The organism is Alteromonas sp. AO-Serp, from assembly GCF_017849675.1.
Taxonomy (GTDB): domain Bacteria; phylum Pseudomonadota; class Gammaproteobacteria; order Enterobacterales; family Alteromonadaceae; genus Alteromonas; species Alteromonas macleodii.
Genome location: NZ_JAFLMX010000025.1, coordinates 1 through 17,873, shown reverse-complemented (window position 1 = coordinate 17,873; position 17,873 = coordinate 1). Strand labels below are relative to the sequence as shown.

Genomic DNA, 17,873 nt, shown 5'->3' with positions numbered 1-17,873 from the left:
GAATAACAACAATGCTTGTAGGGAGTAGAGATGAGAAAACTCGTATTAAGTTCCAGTGTGGCCCTTGCGCTGGGTCTAGCAGGCTGTGGTGGCTCCGATGAAACCCTTTCCGACATTCAGGCCGAAACAGAAGTCCAAACACCATTTTCACGAATCGTTTTTGACCCAGCTAATGGGAACTTGAACATTCCAAACGACCTTCTGATGCTTCCAGGCGATGATGGTTTCTTTGATTACACACTGAATATTCCGGTCGATGACCCTACAGATTTTGCTGACCCGCAAAATGCACTTAACGTGTTAGACGGTTGGTCAACTCAACACCCGTTTGTAATTAATGTAGAAACACCTGCTGGCGCATCGCTTGATGCAAGTACATTATCTTCTGGCGTGTTGCTTTTTGAAGCAACGTTAGGTCTTGACCAAAGTGATCCTGACTGTGCGCAGGTTACAACACCTTCTGCGGGTTGTAAGCTTGGCGATCAACTTACCTTTGGTGTTGATTACGTACTCAGCCTTGCTGATAGCAACACAATCACTTTTGTTCCTCTTAAGCCGCTAAAAGCAGCTCAGGGCTACATGTTAGTAATGACCACTGATTTGAAAGACTCTTCTGGCAAATCGGTTCAGGGCTCAACTACGTGGGACTCAGTAAGACAAGACATCGACACTAATCCTCTATCAAGTGCAGCACAGCTTCAATTACAAGGCTTAGTTAATTCGTTAGTTAATCCAGTGCTTGGTGCGGGTTTCGACCGTGAAGACATTACTTACGTGTCAGCTTTCACCACACAGTCTATTGCCAACTCGCTTGATACCATCAAGAAGGTCATGATTAGCCGTTTTGCACAACTGGCCGCTGGCGGTGACCCGTCCGCTCCAACTGCACTACCTGCAATCACGGTAAGCGATGTATCTGCAGCGCCTAATGCCATGGAAGCACTTGGTCTTGTAAACGCTACTGTTGTAGCTGGCGCAGTAGAGCAGGGTAAACAAGGTCTACCAGATAACATTCAAGCAGCGATTGACGCTACTGATTTCAGCTTGTTAGAAACTTGTGCAGGACTTGCGGGTACGGCGTCTGGTCAACTTTCTGCTCAATGGGGTGCGCTGAACGAATTTGCTGTTGGTGTTTCTACGGGCATTTTAGCGCAAGCCGGTCCTTTCTGTGCAGCTCAACGTTATGAAGGTAATATTGCGTTGCCTTATTTCTTGGGTGTTCCAAGTGCAGAGAACCCACTTGCTCCAGTAAATGATTTCTGGAAGGCAGCTTGTGACAGCGGAATTGTTTTAGCTGGTGCTCCTCAAGAATTACTTGCAGACGCAGAGCCAGGTCCTAATGCAGCAATGTGTTCTTCACTAGGCCTTGCTGACGTTCGTATTAACGGCGAAATGTTAGATAGCGCAAGAAACATTACTAAATTCAACCCATATCCACAGCCTACTGGCGGAAACATGGGTACAGAAACGTTAGACGTTCAAGTTACTATTCCTGACCCAGCAATTGCAGGTGCTTTAGGTTTTCCTATCAGCATGCCTGAAGCCGGTTGGCCAGTGGTTATTCTAGCGCACGGCATTACCAGCCAAAAAGAAGATATGCTTGCCATCACTGGTACTCTGTCTCTAGCAGGTATTGCGTCAGTAGCAATCGACCAACCATTACACGGTAGCCGCGGTTTTGACCTTAATGGCGACGGTACAGATGAACTGAACGCGACTACGGTTAGCGCAACTCACTATATGAACCTTGCCAGCTTGCCTACGGCTCGCGACAATCTACGCCAAAGCGTGTCAGATTTACTTGGTCTACGTTTAGGACTAAACGCAGTTGTCGATACCACAGCAGCGCAAAATGTTAAGTTTGATATGTCACGTGTATCGATTATGGGTGTGTCTCTAGGCGCTATCACTGGTGGTAATTTTGCTTCAGTGGCAAACACGTCGATGGGCGGCGATTTAGCAGCACTTGATGGCATGTTTGCTGTCAAGCAAGCTTCTCTTGAGTCTCCAGGGGGCGGTGTTGCTCAGTTCCTAATTGAGTCAGCCGCGTTTGGTCCACTTATCAAAGGTTTGTTGCTGTCTCAGGCTTCTGAAGAGTTTGTTGCCTTGCTAAATCAACTGTATGAAACCACTGATGTGAGCGAAGAACAACTTCGCGCAGCGGTAGCGATTTTTGAAGAAAATCTTACTGCTGAGCAGGCTGCCCAAGTAAATGCAGTATTTGCAGAGTTTGCTTTTGCTGCGCAAACGGTAATGGATGCAGGTGACCCTACTAACTACGCTCAAACACTGGGTAGCAATACGCCAGTTCATATGATGACCGTAGTGGGTGATGGCAGCGACGCGAACCTTCCGGATCAAGTTATTCCAATTTCAACAGCGTTACCATTGTCAGGTCAGCTTCCTCTGGCAGCGACCATTGGTTTAGAGCAAGTGACAACCACGCAAGGTCCTGGTACAGATCCAATTAGCGGAATTGTACAGTTCAATAGTGGTGCTCATGCTTCTAGCTTAAGCCCTGCGGCGAGCGCAGCGGTAACAACGGAAATGCAAAAAGAAGTGGCGGGTTATATTGCGTCTGACGCACTTGTACTGCCAATTTCTGATGAAAGTGTTGTAGCGAACTAGCCAAGGGTAGTTTGCTCCAATGGGCAGCGTTACAACTGCTTACATTTTACAGAAAGAAAGCCGGCGTTATTGCCGGCTTTTTTGTAGAAAAATTACAATGTTGTTTGAATGTTTTTATTTGTTAATGTAGTGTGAATTCAGGTCGGATCAGTTTTACTTATGCTGTAATTAACACCGCTTTGAAGACGCGTGCGGTAAGAGTGGTTGACCTTTTTCATTTATCATTAGGGAACATTTGAGATGATTGACAACACCTTTAACGCTAAACGGACGCTTATTGCGTTATCACTCACTGCACTTCTCGGTGCGTGCGGCGATAACGATAACGACTTTTCTAACGTAGAACAACCAGCGCCCACAACGCCTACGACACCCGAACCAACACCAGCACCAATTCCAGCATTTTCTCCTGACGGTACACTGTCCGCGGATGTTACCTGGACCACCTATGGCGTTCCGCATGTGAAAGCCGATAACCTAGAAAGTATGGCTTACGGTGTGGGTTATGCGTTTGCACGCGATAACCTTTGTGTATTGGCCGACCAGATTGTTAAGTATAACTCTGAGAGAGCTAAGTATTTTGGTCCAGATACTGTACCTGGTAGCGGTGATTCAGAGCATCTTATTAACGATTTCGGTTTTCTTACTCTAGGTATTAGAGAGTTAGCAGAAGAGAACTTACCTCGGTTGTCTGCTAATTCACGTGCAATGTTTCAAGGCTACACTGCTGGATACAACCGGTACTTAGCTGAAACTCCTGTAGAAGAACAAGATCAAAGCTGTGCTGGCCAACCATGGGTCACTGAAATTGATAGTGTGGATCTATTAACGTACTCATTAGGCGTGGCGCTATTACCTGGGGCCGCTAATTTCTTAGGACCTATGTTTATTGCAGCGCCTGAAGGTGAGAGTTATCTACCTACTCCAGCTGCGTCCTCAAGTGACGTTGCTTCTACGTTTAAGATTTCACCAACGGTAGGTCTGCCTGAAAAAAATCCTCAAGAAATGGGCTCTAATGGTTGGGGGTTAGGCAGCGATAAAACGACCAATGGCAAAGGTATGGTTTTAGGCAATCCGCATTTTCCTCACACAGGAAATCTACGCTTTTGGAATTTTCATGCTCAAGTACCCGGACACTTGAATGTAACAGGTGGCTCGTTGATGGGATTGCCTGGTGCAGTAAATATCGGATTTAACGAAAACGTTGCATGGACACACACCTTCTCGACGGCTGAACATTTTGTTGTGTATCAGCTGACCCTCGACGAAAATGATGAATCTGGCCTTACCCATATGGTTGATGGCAACAGACGCACCATCTATGAAAAGCCACTTCAAATTGATGTCGCAGTGGGTGGAGGGCAAACCATTAAGCTTAATAAGACCGCGTATTACACCAACTACGGTCCAATGATTGAAGTGCCTGGTAACTTTGATTGGAATGGTAATAATGCCTTTGCCATAAAAGACGCAAATCTGCCTAATTTCGATATTGTAGACCATTGGCTTGCCATGAATATGGCGACATCCATGGACGAGTTTAAGCAGGCGTTTAAAGATTACGACGGTGTTATTTTCAATAATACAATGGCTGCCTCTGATGATGGTCAAGTCTTCTACATTGACGATTCAACCGTGCCGAATCTAACCGAAACCGCAATTGAGCAACTAACGACTAACCCGTTACTTATTCAAACTAAAGCAGCTGCTGGCTTTACCGTATTACCGGGTAACATTTCGCAGTTTGATTTCGAAGGACCCGTTCCATACGAAGAAGCGCCTAAGTACGAGGGCACGGATTCAGTTCAAAACTCGAACGACAGCTATTGGTTAACGAATTTAAACTCACCAATTGTTGTAAGCAATCCGCTATTTGGTAGCGTGGAATATCAACAAACACTACGCTCAAGAATGGGTCAACAGTTTATTGAAAACGAAGCGGGAAGTGACGGAACCTTTAGGCCAGACGAAGTGGAAGGCTTACTGTTTAATAACAGAAGTTATTTAGCAGAGAATATTTTGCCTTCATTGCTTTCGCTATGCGCCGCGCAAGGTTCAACACCTGTAGATGTAGACGGAACTAGCGTTGATGTTTCACAAGCCTGTGCTGCGTTGGAGGATTGGGATGGCACCATGAACCTTACAAGTACTGGTGCACACGTGTTTAGAGAGTTTGCATTCCAGTTTAACCAAGCGCCACAGTGGGAGACGCCGTTTTCACTAGAATCACCAGTCACTACGCCTTCTGGCTTGATGCAAAATGACGTTACTCTTGAACAATTGGCAAGAGCAACTCAAGTGATTGAGCAAGCTGGTGTCGCATTTGACGCGCCGCTAGGGGACGTTCAGTTTGTTGAGCGAAGCCTGCCAGATGGCACGGCGTCTGGTATCAAACTACCATGGGCTGGTGCACACAATATTGAAGGTGGCTTTAACGTGTTTGACGTTATAAGCAACAGGAACGGTACGTTGCTTCCACGTCATAACTACGAGCCTGTGAATAGTAACACCATAATGAGTGCAGAAGCTGAAGGCTACCATATTAACTATGGCACCAGTTGGGCTATGGTTATTAACTTCACTGATGAAGGCCCCAAGGGACGGGGTATTCTGACCTACTCACAATCTCGCAAGTATGGCAGTGAACATTTCTTAGACCAAACTCAGCTTTATTCTACGCAGCCTACGCTAAGAGATATCTTCTTTACTGACGAGGAGATAGAGGCTAACAAGATAGAGCAAGTTACCCTATCGTCAGAATAAGATGAGACTGGTATTATAACGTAATTAGCAAAGCGGCGTTGCTTTTCACAAAGCAAGGCCGCTATTTACGTTGTGGGTAAACAACGACGCTTACCCGTTTATTTTACTAGGAGTAAAGTTTGGAGTTTTTGTACGAGTACGGTTTGTTTGTTGCCAAGGCAGTAACGCTAGTTATCGCTTTTATTGTGGTTGTATCTACCATTGTTGGCTTAGCGAGTAAGCAAAAGCATGGGAAAGGGCAACTTGAAATCGTGTCTATTTCTGAGCAGTTGAAAGACATTACAAATTACGCGAAACAGGTTCTGTTAGATAAAAATGCGTTAAAGAAATTAGCCAAGGAACAGAAAAAAGAAGCGAAAGCTAAAAATAAATCAAAAAACAAAGCCAAAATCACAGAACAGGGCGAAGAGTCTGAGAAGTCCCGTCTTTATGTCATCGACTTTAAAGGTTCGATGGACGCCAATGAAGTGGAACACTTACGAGAAGAAATTACCGCTATCTTATGTGTAGCAAATAAAGAAGACGAAGTCTTGGTTCGACTTGAAAGTGGTGGGGGTGTTGTACACGGCTATGGACTTGCAGCGTCTCAACTTCAGCGTATCAAGGAAAAGGGTCTTAAACTAACGATTGCGGTAGATAAAGTGGCGGCAAGCGGTGGTTACATGATGGCTTGTGTTGCAGACAAATTACTGGCGTCTCAATTTGCTTACATTGGCAGCATAGGCGTTTTAGCTCAGTTGCCTAACTTCAATAAACTATTGAAGAAAAATGATATTGAGTTTGAACAACACACAGCTGGTGAATTCAAGCGTACTCTAACCGTATTTGGTGAGAACAACGATGAAGGCCGCGCGAAATTTAAAGAAGAAATTGAAGAGATTCATGTACTGTTCAAAGACTTCGTTCAAAGCCAGCGTCCAGATATGGACATCGATAAAGTCGCCACAGGCGAGTATTGGCCAGGTATTAAAGCTAAGTCGCTTGGCTTAATTGACGACATCACAACCTCAGATGACTATATTCTTTCTCATTATCCCGCACGCGAAATATTTAGTGTTAAGTATGCTGTGAAGAAAAATGTAGCAGAGAAACTGGGGATGTCTGCAGCAAATGTTGTTGAGCGCGTGTTTATGAAATCAATGAGCAAAGCGCGTCACTGGTTTTAATAGCGACAATTTGTCTGTGTTGATAATTCAGGACCGATAAAACGATTGTTAACACAGACGTACGTTAAATTTTTAACCTACAAAAAGATAATAAAAAGAATATGGCACGGCATACTAAAACCGATATATTAGATGCGGCAGAGTACTTATTTTCTCAAAGCGGGTTTACTCAAACATCCATGCGCGAGATTACTGCCAGAGCAGAAGTGAATTTGGCGTCGGTGAACTATCACTTCGGCAGTAAGAAGAATTTAATTCAAGCCGTGTTTAAAAGGTACTTTGATCACCTAATGCCGCAGGTAGAGTCTTGCTTGGCGTCTTTGACACCTATGGAAGGTGCGAAGGGCGTTGAGCAACTCTTGTATTCGTTGATCCCTCCTATGCTTAACCTCAACACCATTTCAGAGCAGGGTACTTCCACGTTTGTTAAGTTGCTAGGACGTGGCTACAACGAAACTCAGGGGCATTTGCGTAAGTTCTTAATGAATGATTACGGTGATTGTATCCGTGCACTTGTCGACGCTATAAGGCGCTGTCTTCCTGATCTACCTGAGGAAGAACTATTCTGGCGCTTGCATTTTGCGATGGGAAGTTTTGTATTTTCAATGGCGTCGAGCCAAGCGCTAACAGAAATAGCTGAGTCTGACTTTCACAAGCATGTCGATATTAAAGAAGTTATCCAGCACCTAGTTCCATTCGTAGCTCAAGGGCTAGCAGGCAAATAATCCAAGCGCGCTCGTTAAATACTCAGTTGAGAAAGAGTGGTAAGCTATTATCATTTCATAATAAATAGTGAAGGGGTCACATAACATAAGTGCCTCAACGACACTTACGGTATGCGACATTTATTGCGTTTTTACACCAGTAGCTAAACTAGATATTAAATCAGGTTATGCAAAATTATCGAGGAAGGGTTGCGCCAGGCGCCTCTGCATTGAGCTTTTCTGCCCAGAAATCCTTTACCGAAAATCCTGACTTTTTGGATGAAGGTGCCTTTTTCTTCGCTGGTTTCGCTGCGGCTTTTGCCTCGTTCTTTGGCGCTTTTTTCTCTTCGCTTTCACTCGTGGCGTCAGAAGAGCCAGAAGCTAACGACGCTGTCATCTCTTGAAGCTGTGCTAAACGGACGTTCTTACCGCCATCTACACTGTACCAACCACTTTTGCTTTCAATAGATGGTGCTTTGCCGTTCGCCTTTTTATAAGCCTCGGTAAATGCTGCTACCACTTCGTCTTTGTCTAAGTTTGCCATGCTTTTTTGCTCTTTATTTTGTTAAGATGACGAACGCTATGCGACGTATGTAATTGCTATAACGCTGAGAAAAACTCGCCCAGCGTAACGACCAAGCCAGCAAGTGTCGCAAAACTAAAATTGGATCTACTCACCACTCATAATTGTCTAATTACAGGTATAATGCTAAACGTTCGCGTCTTTTTATAACGTTTTTTGAACAATTTGTCTAACTTTCAACCGGAGGACTTGTGTCTATTACCCGCCTAGAACTACAAAATTATCTTGATGGAATGTTAAGGGTTAGCGAGATCAGTGATTATTGCCCCAATGGATTACAGGTAGAGGGCGCAAGTAAAATTGAGAAGATAGTTACCGGTGTAACTGCGTCACAAGCACTCGTTGATGCCGCCATAGAAGCTAAGGCAGATGCGCTAATTGTTCACCATGGTTATTTTTGGAAAGGTGAGTCACAAGTGATTGCGGGCATGAAAAAGCGCCGCCTTCAAGCGCTACTGTCAAATGATATCAATTTGTTTGCTTATCACCTTCCACTGGATGTACACCCTGAATTTGGCAACAACCGACAACTTGCATCGCTATTAGGCATTCAAAATATAAGTGCGGTGAGCGGTGTGAAGCCTGTTGGCGTTGTTGTGCACGGAAATTTTGAAGAAGAAATTGAAGGGTCAGCGTTACAGGTTAAATTACAGAAGTTGCTGGGGAGAGACGTGCTGATTGAGGGGCCTGTATCAAAACCTATATCGAAGCTTGCTTGGTGCACGGGAGGTGGACAAGGGTTCATCGAACAAGCGGTTGAACTGGGCGTCGATGCATTTATTACCGGAGAAGTGTCTGAACAAACTGTACACACGGCAAGGGAAATGGGGATAACTTTTTTTGCTGCTGGTCATCATGCTACTGAACGCTACGGTGTGAAATCCTTAGGAGAGCACATTGGGCAGCAATTCGACGTGCCTGTCGAGTTTATTGATATTGACAATCCTGCTTAGCGATGACTGTAGTATATGAATAACGATCGTATCTTCGATGGTATTGCAGAAAAATTCTCAAGCAATATATATGGCACTACTAAGGGAAAGCTCAGGCACACCTTATTATGTGATGTTCTCGAGCCTTATTTAACCACGCCTGTTCGCGCTATTGAAATAGGTGGGGGGACAGGTGTAATGACAGCGCATATTGCTTCTAAAGGGCATTCTGTTGTGTTAACTGACGCGTCGAAGGATGTACTTAAACAAGCTGAGGCACTGCTTGCAGATGCACCAAGTATTACAATTAGGCATCAATATTTGCAGCAGATTGAGGATTTAGACAGTTTTGATTTAGTGATTTGCCATGCGGTTTTAGAGTGGCTGGATGCGCCCTTTGATGCTATCGATTTTATGTATAAGAACATGAAGCCAGGGTCCCGTTTAAGCCTAAGCTTTTTCAACCAAGATGCGAATTTGTTTGCCAATGCTATCTACGGAAACTTTGATTACATCGCGAAAGGGATGAAAGTTAAAAAGCAAGTTAGACTGAATCCAAAACAGCCGTTAAGTGCAACCCGCGTGGTTGAACATTGTGAATCATTGGGTTTCAAAATTATCGAAAAAGCAGGCATTCGTTGTTTCCATGATTACATGCGAGATATAACCCATCAAAGCAGCAAATTTGATGACTTACTTGCGCTAGAGCGGCAGTATCATAGGCAAGCGCCTTACCTTTGGTTAGGAAAATATTTTCAGCTGATTCTAGAAAAAGAGAAATAGAAAAAGCCAGTAAAAAAGAGTTTGTTGGGATATTTACGTGACGGACTACATAGGGTTATGAGCGCGCTAATACGTAGATAGTTGTAGTGGCGCCTTAGAGCGCGTTCTCACCCGTCATAATATTATTGACCGTGATTTTTGCGATTTCCTCTAAGGCTTCGAGCGTGAAGAACCCTTGGTGGCCCGTTATTAAAACGTTCGGAAACGTAGTTAAGCGCTGAAAAATATCATCCTGAATTATGTCTTGCGAATGATCGTTAAAAAACAGTTCGGATTCTCTTTCGTAGACATCTAGCCCTAAATATCCAATTTTTTTCGACTTAAGCCCTTTAATGATGGCATTGTCATCGACAAGCCCGCCTCTTGACGTATTAATTAGCATGACGCCTTGAGGCATTTTATCAATACTCTTCGCATTGATTATATGATGACTCTGTTCGTTGAGCGGGCAGTGCAGGGTAACAATAACGCTTTTTTCAAGTAGTTCATTGAGCGTTACATAATGGGCTCCCATTGTGGTTACATCATTGTTTGGATGCGGATCGAAGCAAAGCACATGGCATCCAAATCCCAATAGTATGCGTATAACCGCTTGTCCAATCTTTCCTGTGCCAATTACCCCTACGGTTTTACCGTGAAGCGTAAAGCCCATCAATCCTCCAAGATTGAAGTTGCCTTCGCGTACTCGGTTGTATGCTTTATGTGTTTTTCGGTTCAACGTAAGGATTAGCGCAATTGTATGTTCAGCTACGGTTTCAGGGCTATAAGCGGGTACGCGGCTTACAGTGATACCTGCCTTTGCTGCTGCATCCACATCAACATTGTTGAAGCCAGCGCAGCGAAGCGCGATATGTTTAACGCCACAGAGTTTTAGAGCTTCAATGGTTTTCCTATTAATGTCGTCATTTACAAACACAACAACATCGCTGAATCCACTGCAACTCGCAGCGGTTGAAGCGTTCAGTGGGTGTTCAAAAAATGTGGCATTGATGGTTTTGTCACTAGCACCGTTTAATGTTTCCAGCAATTCAGAAAACAGAGCGTGTTCATAAGAGCGAGTACTAAAAAAAGCGATGTTTTTGTGTTGTTGGTCGCTGAGGTTATCGTGCGCTTTTTTACGTGCAGAGGTATTCATTTTAGTACCCAGTTAAGTCACTTTGACGGCAAAAAATTACCACATTCACATTCAAACTACATAGATGTAGGTCAATAAATCTAGCGGGATGTATTGAGCACTAACGCATTAGGTATATTTCAAAACGCTCGTTCACTGCCGCCATGTCGGCGGCTATCTAAACTGCAAAGCGTACTAATTCGCTGATAAAAGCTTAGCGATGTCTTTTTCAATGGCTTCTGGTTTTACAGTAGGCGCATAACGTTTTAGCACCTTGCCTTGAGCATTAACTAAGAACTTAGTGAAGTTCCATTTTATACGTTTTGTGCCAAGAAGACCGGGGGCTTCGTTTTTCAATTCATCAAAGAGCGGATTGGCATCTGGACCATTTACATTTGTTTTCTTAAATAATGGGAATGAAACGCCAAAATTAAGGCTACAAAATTGCGCAATATCTTCGTCGCTACCTGGCTCTTGATGTCCGAACTGATCGCAGGGAAACCCTAAAATTTCAAAGCCCTTATCGTTGTACTTTTTATAGAGCGACTCTAGTCCTTCGTATTGAGGAGTAAAGCCACATTTGCTTGCCGTATTAACAATAAGTAATACCTTACCCTTGTATTGTTCAAGGGTAGTTTGTTCACCGTTGTTCAACGTAATAGCGTGTTCATAGAGCGCCAAAATTATTTTCCTATATTTTTGTTGTTGTTAAGTCTGTTACTCTTAGGTAATCCAACCATCTTTGTTAAGTATCTAGAGTATATTTTGTATGAGTAATTTGAAAGTGAGTTTTTTGGGCTTGGGTGTAATGGGCTATCCTATGGCTGGGCACTTGAGCAAAGCTGGCTATTCGGTCACTGTTTATAATCGTACCTCTCAAAAGGCGCAGGATTGGCTAACAACCTATAACACTGGCGACGCTAAAGTCAGTGCTAGCAATACCGTTGCGCAGGCGTGTGAAGGCGCAGACATCGTATTTATGTGTGTGGGTAACGACAATGATGTAAGAGATGTGGGCACACAGGCGTTAGCAGTGATGAAGACGGGTAGTGTATTGGTCGATCATACGACTGCATCAGCAGATATTGCCAGAGAACTATATAAAAGCTGCCAAGATAAGCAAGTTGGCTTCTTGGATGCACCGGTTTCTGGTGGCCAGGCTGGGGCTGAGAACGGGCAGCTGACCATTATGGTGGGCGGCGATGAAGACGTATACAGCACGGTTGAGCCGGTAATGGCACATTATGCACGGCATAGTCAGCTACTTGGTAAGAGTGGCAGCGGTCAACTAGCAAAAATGATGAATCAGATTTGTATTGCCGGCATCGTACAAGGCTTGGCTGAAGCACTACATTTTGGCCAGCGTGCTGGGCTTGATTGTAATGCGGTTGTCGATGTTATTAGCAAAGGCGCAGCTCAGTCGTGGCAGATGGAAAACAGAGCCAGCACTATGCTAAATAACAGCTTTGATTTTGGTTTTGCTGTTGATTGGATGCGTAAAGACTTAAGCATTGCATTGGATGAAGCGCGTAAGAACGGTTCGACTTTGGCGCTTACGGCACTTGTTGATCAATATTATGCAGATGTTCAAAAGCTTGGTGGCGGCCGTTGGGATACATCGAGTTTGCTTACCCGACTAAAATAACGCTAACAGACTAACAAGAATAAAAGGCCCGCTGGTTTACAATAAGATGTACTAAACAGCGAAAAACAGTGGCGTTCTGGAAGCGGTGCGTTGTTATCCATAACGCAGGTTATGGATGTTGCTTTAGTCATTTGCTAATTAAACATTACAGCGCCTGTTCTTGAGCAGATAGCGTAAGCTGTTCCAAACGGGCCTTGTTAACGTCATTCAAGGGGAGTGACATTATCTTGTCGAGTAGCTGTCTGACGTTAAATTTTCGGTAAACACCTGTGTCTGACTCAATCATGCACTGAAGAAGGTTTAAGCCAAACGCTGCGGTATCGGGGGAGAGTTGGAAAGCATCATAAAAATGCCTCATTGCCTTGTTGAATAAGCCTTCGATAAAGAGTTGTGTGCCGGCCTCGTTTATAGAAATGGCCTGTTCGTGATTTAAACCTAACCTTTCTCCACCCGAAAAAATCAGTTCGTCATTCATAACCTGTTCTGAAATAGCTTGTAACTCCGCGTTTTTGCGCTTAGCCATCAAGAGTAACTCACCAGCTTTGCGTTCGTCTCCAAGACCGTGATGTACTTTTGCAGCAATAACGAGGATAGACGGCTCAGTGCGAAGGTAGTTGTCGACGTAGTCGCTTTCAAGCAAATGTGCCGCTTTTTCTAAGTCGCCGTCCAGCACAGCCGAGAAAGCCAGAAGGTAGTCTCTTTTTTGTAAAGTCTGCGGGTCGCCCTGACTTCTTCCGGCAATGCCTACTAATTTTCTAGCCTGAGACAAGCTTTCTTTTCTATTGGTTTCAGGCGACTCTTCTGCAAGAAACAAATAGAACTCAGCGAGCTCAAACGTAAAGTCATTGAACCTATCTTTTGCACTGCGATGCATAGCCCGTTTCTTCTGTAAGAGATCGATGGCTTCTACAACCTTGTCCTGCTTTTGATACGCAATGGTTTTTAACTTTGCAGCCGGTAGGCTTAATTCACTAAACTTAATTTCATTTAAGTATTTTTCTACTTGATCGTAGGAGTCTTGTTCAAATGATATGGATGCAAGCCATTCAAATGCCTTGTCGCGAGCCAAGCTAGAGTTAACCATTTGGCTCAAATGGCTTTTGCAATGTGGCCATTGACCCGAAGCGTACTGGCACTTTACTTTTCCCCATTGTGCCCAAAGGACTTTGTCAGAGCGGGTTAACACGTCGTCATAAATACTCAACGCTCGTTGTAAATCACCATTCTCGAAAAGAAGACGTGCATAAAGCTTTCTAATTTCAGCAACAAGCCGAGGAGGAATGCCTTCGGTGATCTTAGCTCTAACGACACTAATTGCTCGGTCAAGTTGTTTGTTATCCAGCGCGTGCAATACGTTTTTAACAAAGTCTCGATAACTTAAGTAATGGTTAATTTGGCGGGTTAGTGAAGCAATGGTGTATGGCTTAATAAGCAAAACGTCAGGCTGTAAATCCATTATACGGCCAATAATTTGCGGTGAGCGATCAGACGTTAAGAAAATAATGCCTGTGCTAGGTCTTATGAAGCCTGCCTCTCTTAAACTCTGGATCCATTCGACGCCTGTTTTGCCTTGACCTAGGTGATAGTCCATTAACAGGAGTTCAAAGTTTTGCTTTTTAAGTGCCGCTTTCAGTTCTACACCAGACGCAAAGCTACTTACCGATAAGTTAGCAATTGACATTAAATGTCCTCGAAGCGCAGTCCGAGCAGTAGCATTGTCTTCTACTATAGCTATTCTGAATTCCACGGCGACCAAACAAGGTTTACTTACATCAACCTAGCTTATCAGCGGCGAGATAAAAGTGCATTATTAAAAAGGATAACTTTTTTTTGCTTCGTGCTGGAATCTATAGAGAAATAGCATTGCTCGTCACAAAATATTTACGTTAACCCTCAATGTTTTTAAATAATAATTTACCTTTACGTTTACGTAAGGGGTAAGTATTGGTTATTGTAGTCCAAAAGCAAATCAATTGAGGGTATGCCTAATGAATTTTGAATTAACCGATGACCAGTTAGCCTTTGAAGACACCGCCCGTCAATTCGCTCAGCAAGAGCTAGCACCTAACGCCGCTATGTGGGATAGAGAACATCACTTCCCAGTAGAAACAATAAAGAAAGCGGGTGAATTAGGCTTCTGTGGATTGTATGCGCCTGAAAGCGCAGGTGGGCTGGGTTTATCTAGGCTCGATTCCTCCATAATCTTCGAGCAGCTTTCAATGGGATGTACCACGACTACAGCTATGTTAACCATACATAACATGGCAACGTGGATGATTGCCACTTGGGGCACCAGTGAAGTTAAAGATATGTGGTGTGACCAACTGGTAACCGGTGACAAACTTGCATCATATTGCCTAACCGAGCCTGGCGCTGGTTCTGATGCAGCGTCGCTAAAAACAAAGGCGACGAAAGCTGACGGTGGGTATGTCCTTAACGGGTCTAAGGTGTTTATCTCTGGTGCTGGCAGTACGGATGTTCTTGTTGTAATGGCGCGTACAGGGGAAGATGGTCCTAAGGGCGTATCTGCATTCGCGGTTCCGGCTAATACCGACGGGATTGAGTACGGTAAAGCCGAAGAAAAAATGGGGTGGAATGCACAGCCCACTCGTATGATCACGTTCGATAACGTGAAATTAGATGCTAGTTGGTTACTTGGCGAGGAAGGACAAGGCTTTAAAATGGCCATGCAAGGGCTTGATGGCGGCCGAATTAATATTGCAACTTGCTCGGTAGGAACTGCACAGCAGGCGCTAAACGTTGCGCGTGACTACATGAATGAACGTGAGCAGTTTGGTAAACCTATTGCAGGTTTCCAGGCATTACAGTTTAAATTAGCTGATATGGCTACTGAACTTGTTGCAGCGAGACAAATGGTACGTATGGCGGCTTGTAAGCTGGATAATAACGACCCAGACAAAACCACCTATTGCGCTATGGCGAAAAGGTTCGCGACAGATGTTGGCTTCAATGTATGTAACGATGCCCTTCAGCTACACGGCGGGTACGGTTATATCAAAGAATATCCGTTGGAGCGTCACTTCAGAGATGTTCGCGTACATCAAATATTGGAAGGCACCAATGAAATTATGCGCGTTATCATTGGTAGACGTTTGCTGTCAGATGAGAGAAGTGTACTGTAGTACACTTCGCTATCGAACTAATTCGGGCACGATTTAATGGACTATGGGAAGGAGTGAAAATGACAGATGTGGAATCGGTAGTCATTGTTGATGAAATCAAGACGTCTAGCAACGACTACACAATAGGCCGTTTAACGCTTAACAAGCCAAAGGCATTAAATGCATTGGATTTGGAAATGGCTGGCATCATGCTTGACGCGCTTCAGCGATGGCAGTCTCGCAACGATATCGTAGCTGTTGTGATCGATGCTGCTGGCGAGAAGGCATTTTGCGCCGGTGGTGACATAGTGTCTATGTACAAATCGATGGTGGAAGCTAATGGGCAAATTCCAGCTTTCTTAGAAACATTTTTCGAAACTGAGTACACGCTAGATTATACTATTCACAATTACAGTAAGCCTATTGTTGTATGGGGCAGTGGTATTGTTATGGGCGGTGGCATGGGGCTTCTATGCGGTGCAAGCCATCGAATAGTAACCGAAACCTCTCGTCTTGCTATGCCGGAAATTACGATAGGTTTGTACCCGGACGTAGGCGGAAGCTATTTTCTACCTCGCTTACCAGGTAAAGCAGGTCTCTTCCTAGGTCTAACAGGCGGCCAAATGAATGGCTCCGATGCTTGCTTTGTAGGGCTTGCAGACAGTTTGCTGGCGAGTACCGAAAAAGACACTTTGCTTAATACCCTTGTAGAATACACGTGGGAAAAGACCGACAGCGAAAGTTTGGCTTCTAGTGTTTCGCACATTATCGACACAATGAAAACGCCTGAAGAACTTCCCAATGGCAACGTTGAGCCGAATATGGCACTTATTAATGACTTGTGTTCGGCTGACAATGTTACCGACGTAGTTCATGCCATTCTTAACGCAGACATGAGTGAGAATAAGTGGTTACAAAGAGCGCAAAGCACTCTAGCCAAAGGTTCTCCTATCACTATGCATTTGGTGTTCGAGCAATGTAAGAAAGGTGCGAATATGACGTTGGCTGACTGTTTTAGAATGGAAGCTGATATGTCCTGTCGATGTGGAGAAAGTGGTGAGTTCCAAGAGGGTGTAAGAGCGCTTTTGATTGATAAAGACATGTCACCACAGTGGAAATACAAAACAGTAGATGAAGTGCCGCAAAGCGCAATAGCACATTTCTTCACTTCTCCATGGGCTGAAGAGCAACATCCATTGGCAAAGCTGTAGTGTAAAAGTTCTCCAAATAAGTACGAAAGCGCCCGGTATTAGTGTTAACTCGGCGTGTGATGTTGTTACGCTTATTGCCGTAAAGGTGTCGGGTTTGATATCCTTTACGGCAAATTCTCAGTAAAAAGAACCTGTCATGTGGCACTGCCCACTTTGTAAACTCCCTATCTCATTACATACAACGCCTATTCGCTGCGAAAACAACCATACCTTCGATAAAGCGAAATCTGGTTACGTTAACCTTTTGCCCGTTCAATTTAAAAAGTCGAAACTTCCGGGTGACGACAAAGCAATGGTGAGAGCCAGAAGGGAATTCCACCAATTAAATGCCTATAAGCCGTTGAAAGATAAATTAGTGACGCTGGTGGAAAAGGTACTAAATGAAACGGCAGCCAATGAAGAAGTATCAAAGAATGCCATAAAGGTTTATGACGCGGGTTGTGGTGAGGGGAGTTACTTGGATGCGATGGTACAAGGACTTTCAGCGAGTGGTTTAAAGGTTGAAGGAGCAGGTAGCGATATCGCCAAAATTGCAGTAGAGCTGGCAGCTAAAGCGTACAAACAAGCACAGTTCGTTGTTGCTAGCAGTTTCGATTTACCCCTAAGCGGTAACTCGCAAGACGTGATGATTCAGGTTTTCGCACCTGGGAGTAATGAAGAATATGTGAGGGCTCTTAAAAATAATGGCCTTTTAGTGACGGTCGATCCTGCGCCTGAACACCTGTTTGAGCTTAAACAGCAGGTGTACGACAATCCAAGACAGCATGAAATCGACAACCAAGAACGAGATGGGCTTACACGGGTTTACAATGAATGTTTTTCCTTTCCTATCCATTTCGAAAGCGAAGAACATGCGCTGGCACTTATCAGAATGACGCCGTTTTACTGGAAACTGCCAAACGGCAAAATCGATGAGATTGTTGAAACGTTGAAAAGCGTAACTGCAGACTTCCATATTCAGCTATGGCAAAAAACACCACAGTAATATCTAATACCAGTCCGCATAGATCATTACCCACTCAGCGAGAGTTAAAATGTTCGTAATCGCGTCGTGTTACCGCAGGTATAGTGGTTCTACATTAAGGTGACACAACAAAGAGTACGGACATTTTAAACTCGCCCTTCGGGAAGGTCTGGCAAGCTTCCTAACTTCATTCTGGGAATTTGAAAGGGAACAGCCATTCCTGCATTCCCACGCTTCGCTAGGAAACTTGCCAGCACC

General features: G+C 44.3%; 14 protein-coding genes. 10 read left to right on the top strand and 4 right to left on the bottom strand.

Going from position 1 to position 17,873, the window contains the following annotated elements; translation table 11 throughout:
- The first annotated feature begins 30 nt into the window (after positions 1-30).
- The 4 genes from QVA83_RS02030 (at position 31) to QVA83_RS02015 (ending at position 7,282) form a co-directional block, all read left to right on the top strand.
- Positions 31-2,628, top strand: coding sequence for a VolA/Pla-1 family phospholipase (locus tag QVA83_RS02030; RefSeq protein WP_014949465.1), 2,598 nt, complete (start codon positions 31-33; stop codon positions 2,626-2,628).
- Between the two features lie 240 nt (positions 2,629-2,868).
- Positions 2,869-5,391, top strand: coding sequence for an acylase (locus QVA83_RS02025; protein WP_156078351.1), 2,523 nt, complete (start codon positions 2,869-2,871; stop codon positions 5,389-5,391).
- Between the two features lie 119 nt (positions 5,392-5,510).
- Complete coding sequence (sohB, locus tag QVA83_RS02020; protein ID WP_156078352.1) at positions 5,511-6,557, top strand: protease SohB; 1,047 nt, start codon at positions 5,511-5,513, stop codon at positions 6,555-6,557.
- A 101-nt stretch (positions 6,558-6,658) separates the two neighbouring features.
- Complete coding sequence (locus QVA83_RS02015; protein ID WP_014949468.1) at positions 6,659-7,282, top strand: TetR/AcrR family transcriptional regulator; 624 nt, start codon at positions 6,659-6,661, stop codon at positions 7,280-7,282.
- 175 nt (positions 7,283-7,457) lie between these two features.
- Here QVA83_RS02015 and QVA83_RS02010 read toward each other — a convergent pair whose 3' ends face one another.
- Positions 7,458-7,805, bottom strand: coding sequence for a hypothetical protein (locus QVA83_RS02010; protein ID WP_014949469.1), 348 nt, complete (start codon positions 7,803-7,805; stop codon positions 7,458-7,460).
- A 230-nt stretch (positions 7,806-8,035) separates the two neighbouring features.
- Here QVA83_RS02010 and QVA83_RS02005 point away from each other — a divergent pair, with 230 nt between their 5' ends.
- Both QVA83_RS02005 and QVA83_RS02000 read left to right on the top strand, forming a co-directional pair.
- Positions 8,036-8,797 carry a Nif3-like dinuclear metal center hexameric protein gene (locus QVA83_RS02005; protein WP_014949470.1) on the top strand — a complete coding sequence of 254 codons (762 nt, stop codon included), beginning with the start codon at positions 8,036-8,038 and terminating at the stop codon, positions 8,795-8,797.
- 15 nt (positions 8,798-8,812) lie between these two features.
- Positions 8,813-9,559: a methyltransferase gene (locus QVA83_RS02000; RefSeq protein WP_156078353.1), complete on the top strand. Its 747-nt coding sequence runs from the start codon at positions 8,813-8,815 to the stop codon at positions 9,557-9,559.
- Positions 9,560-9,653: 94 nt separating this feature from the next.
- On the opposite strand, the gene QVA83_RS01995 is transcribed toward QVA83_RS02000, so the two are convergent.
- Positions 9,654-10,694 (bottom strand): 2-hydroxyacid dehydrogenase, encoded by a 1,041-nt coding sequence (locus QVA83_RS01995; protein ID WP_014949472.1) that lies wholly within the window; start codon positions 10,692-10,694, stop codon positions 9,654-9,656.
- Positions 10,695-10,868: 174 nt separating this feature from the next.
- Positions 10,869-11,354 (bottom strand): glutathione peroxidase, encoded by a 486-nt coding sequence (locus QVA83_RS01990; RefSeq protein WP_014949473.1) that lies wholly within the window; start codon positions 11,352-11,354, stop codon positions 10,869-10,871.
- Positions 11,355-11,442: 88 nt separating this feature from the next.
- Between QVA83_RS01990 and QVA83_RS01985 the strand changes: the two genes are divergently transcribed.
- Positions 11,443-12,318, top strand: a complete 876-nt coding sequence (locus QVA83_RS01985) for an NAD(P)-dependent oxidoreductase (protein ID WP_039227754.1) — start codon at positions 11,443-11,445, stop codon at positions 12,316-12,318.
- A 145-nt stretch (positions 12,319-12,463) separates the two neighbouring features.
- Here the strand turns inward: QVA83_RS01985 and QVA83_RS01980 are convergent, their stop codons facing one another.
- Positions 12,464-14,047 carry a response regulator gene (locus QVA83_RS01980; protein ID WP_075176671.1) on the bottom strand — a complete coding sequence of 528 codons (1,584 nt, stop codon included), beginning with the start codon at positions 14,045-14,047 and terminating at the stop codon, positions 12,464-12,466.
- A gap of 259 nt (positions 14,048-14,306) precedes the next feature.
- On the opposite strand from QVA83_RS01980, the gene QVA83_RS01975 reads away from it, so the two are divergent.
- The 3 genes from QVA83_RS01975 to QVA83_RS01965 all read left to right on the top strand — a co-directional run bounded on the left by QVA83_RS01975 (position 14,307) and on the right by QVA83_RS01965 (position 17,636).
- Positions 14,307-15,461 carry an acyl-CoA dehydrogenase family protein gene (locus tag QVA83_RS01975; RefSeq protein ID WP_014949476.1) on the top strand — a complete coding sequence of 385 codons (1,155 nt, stop codon included), beginning with the start codon at positions 14,307-14,309 and terminating at the stop codon, positions 15,459-15,461.
- A 59-nt stretch (positions 15,462-15,520) separates the two neighbouring features.
- Positions 15,521-16,651: an enoyl-CoA hydratase/isomerase family protein gene (locus QVA83_RS01970; protein WP_156078354.1), complete on the top strand. Its 1,131-nt coding sequence runs from the start codon at positions 15,521-15,523 to the stop codon at positions 16,649-16,651.
- Between the two features lie 136 nt (positions 16,652-16,787).
- Positions 16,788-17,636, top strand: a complete 849-nt coding sequence (locus QVA83_RS01965; protein WP_156078355.1) for a putative RNA methyltransferase — start codon at positions 16,788-16,790, stop codon at positions 17,634-17,636.
- The last annotated feature ends 237 nt before the right edge of the window (positions 17,637-17,873 follow it).

Bases quoted from the DNA above. Each gene is read 5' to 3' on its own strand.
- QVA83_RS01985 (WP_039227754.1), top strand. From the start codon at position 11,443: ATGAGTAATTTGAAAGTGAGTTTTTTGGGCTTGGGTGTAATGGGCTAT.
- QVA83_RS01965 (WP_156078355.1), top strand. From the start codon at position 16,788: ATGTGGCACTGCCCACTTTGTAAACTCCCTATCTCATTACATACAACG.
- QVA83_RS02025 (WP_156078351.1), top strand. From the start codon at position 2,869: ATGATTGACAACACCTTTAACGCTAAACGGACGCTTATTGCGTTATCA.
- QVA83_RS01975 (WP_014949476.1), top strand. From the start codon at position 14,307: ATGAATTTTGAATTAACCGATGACCAGTTAGCCTTTGAAGACACCGCC.
- QVA83_RS01970 (WP_156078354.1), top strand. From the start codon at position 15,521: ATGACAGATGTGGAATCGGTAGTCATTGTTGATGAAATCAAGACGTCT.
- QVA83_RS01995 (WP_014949472.1), bottom strand. From the start codon at position 10,694: ATGAATACCTCTGCACGTAAAAAAGCGCACGATAACCTCAGCGACCAA.
- QVA83_RS02030 (WP_014949465.1), top strand. From the start codon at position 31: ATGAGAAAACTCGTATTAAGTTCCAGTGTGGCCCTTGCGCTGGGTCTA.
- QVA83_RS02015 (WP_014949468.1), top strand. From the start codon at position 6,659: ATGGCACGGCATACTAAAACCGATATATTAGATGCGGCAGAGTACTTA.
- QVA83_RS02000 (WP_156078353.1), top strand. From the start codon at position 8,813: ATGAATAACGATCGTATCTTCGATGGTATTGCAGAAAAATTCTCAAGC.
- QVA83_RS02010 (WP_014949469.1), bottom strand. From the start codon at position 7,805: ATGGCAAACTTAGACAAAGACGAAGTGGTAGCAGCATTTACCGAGGCT.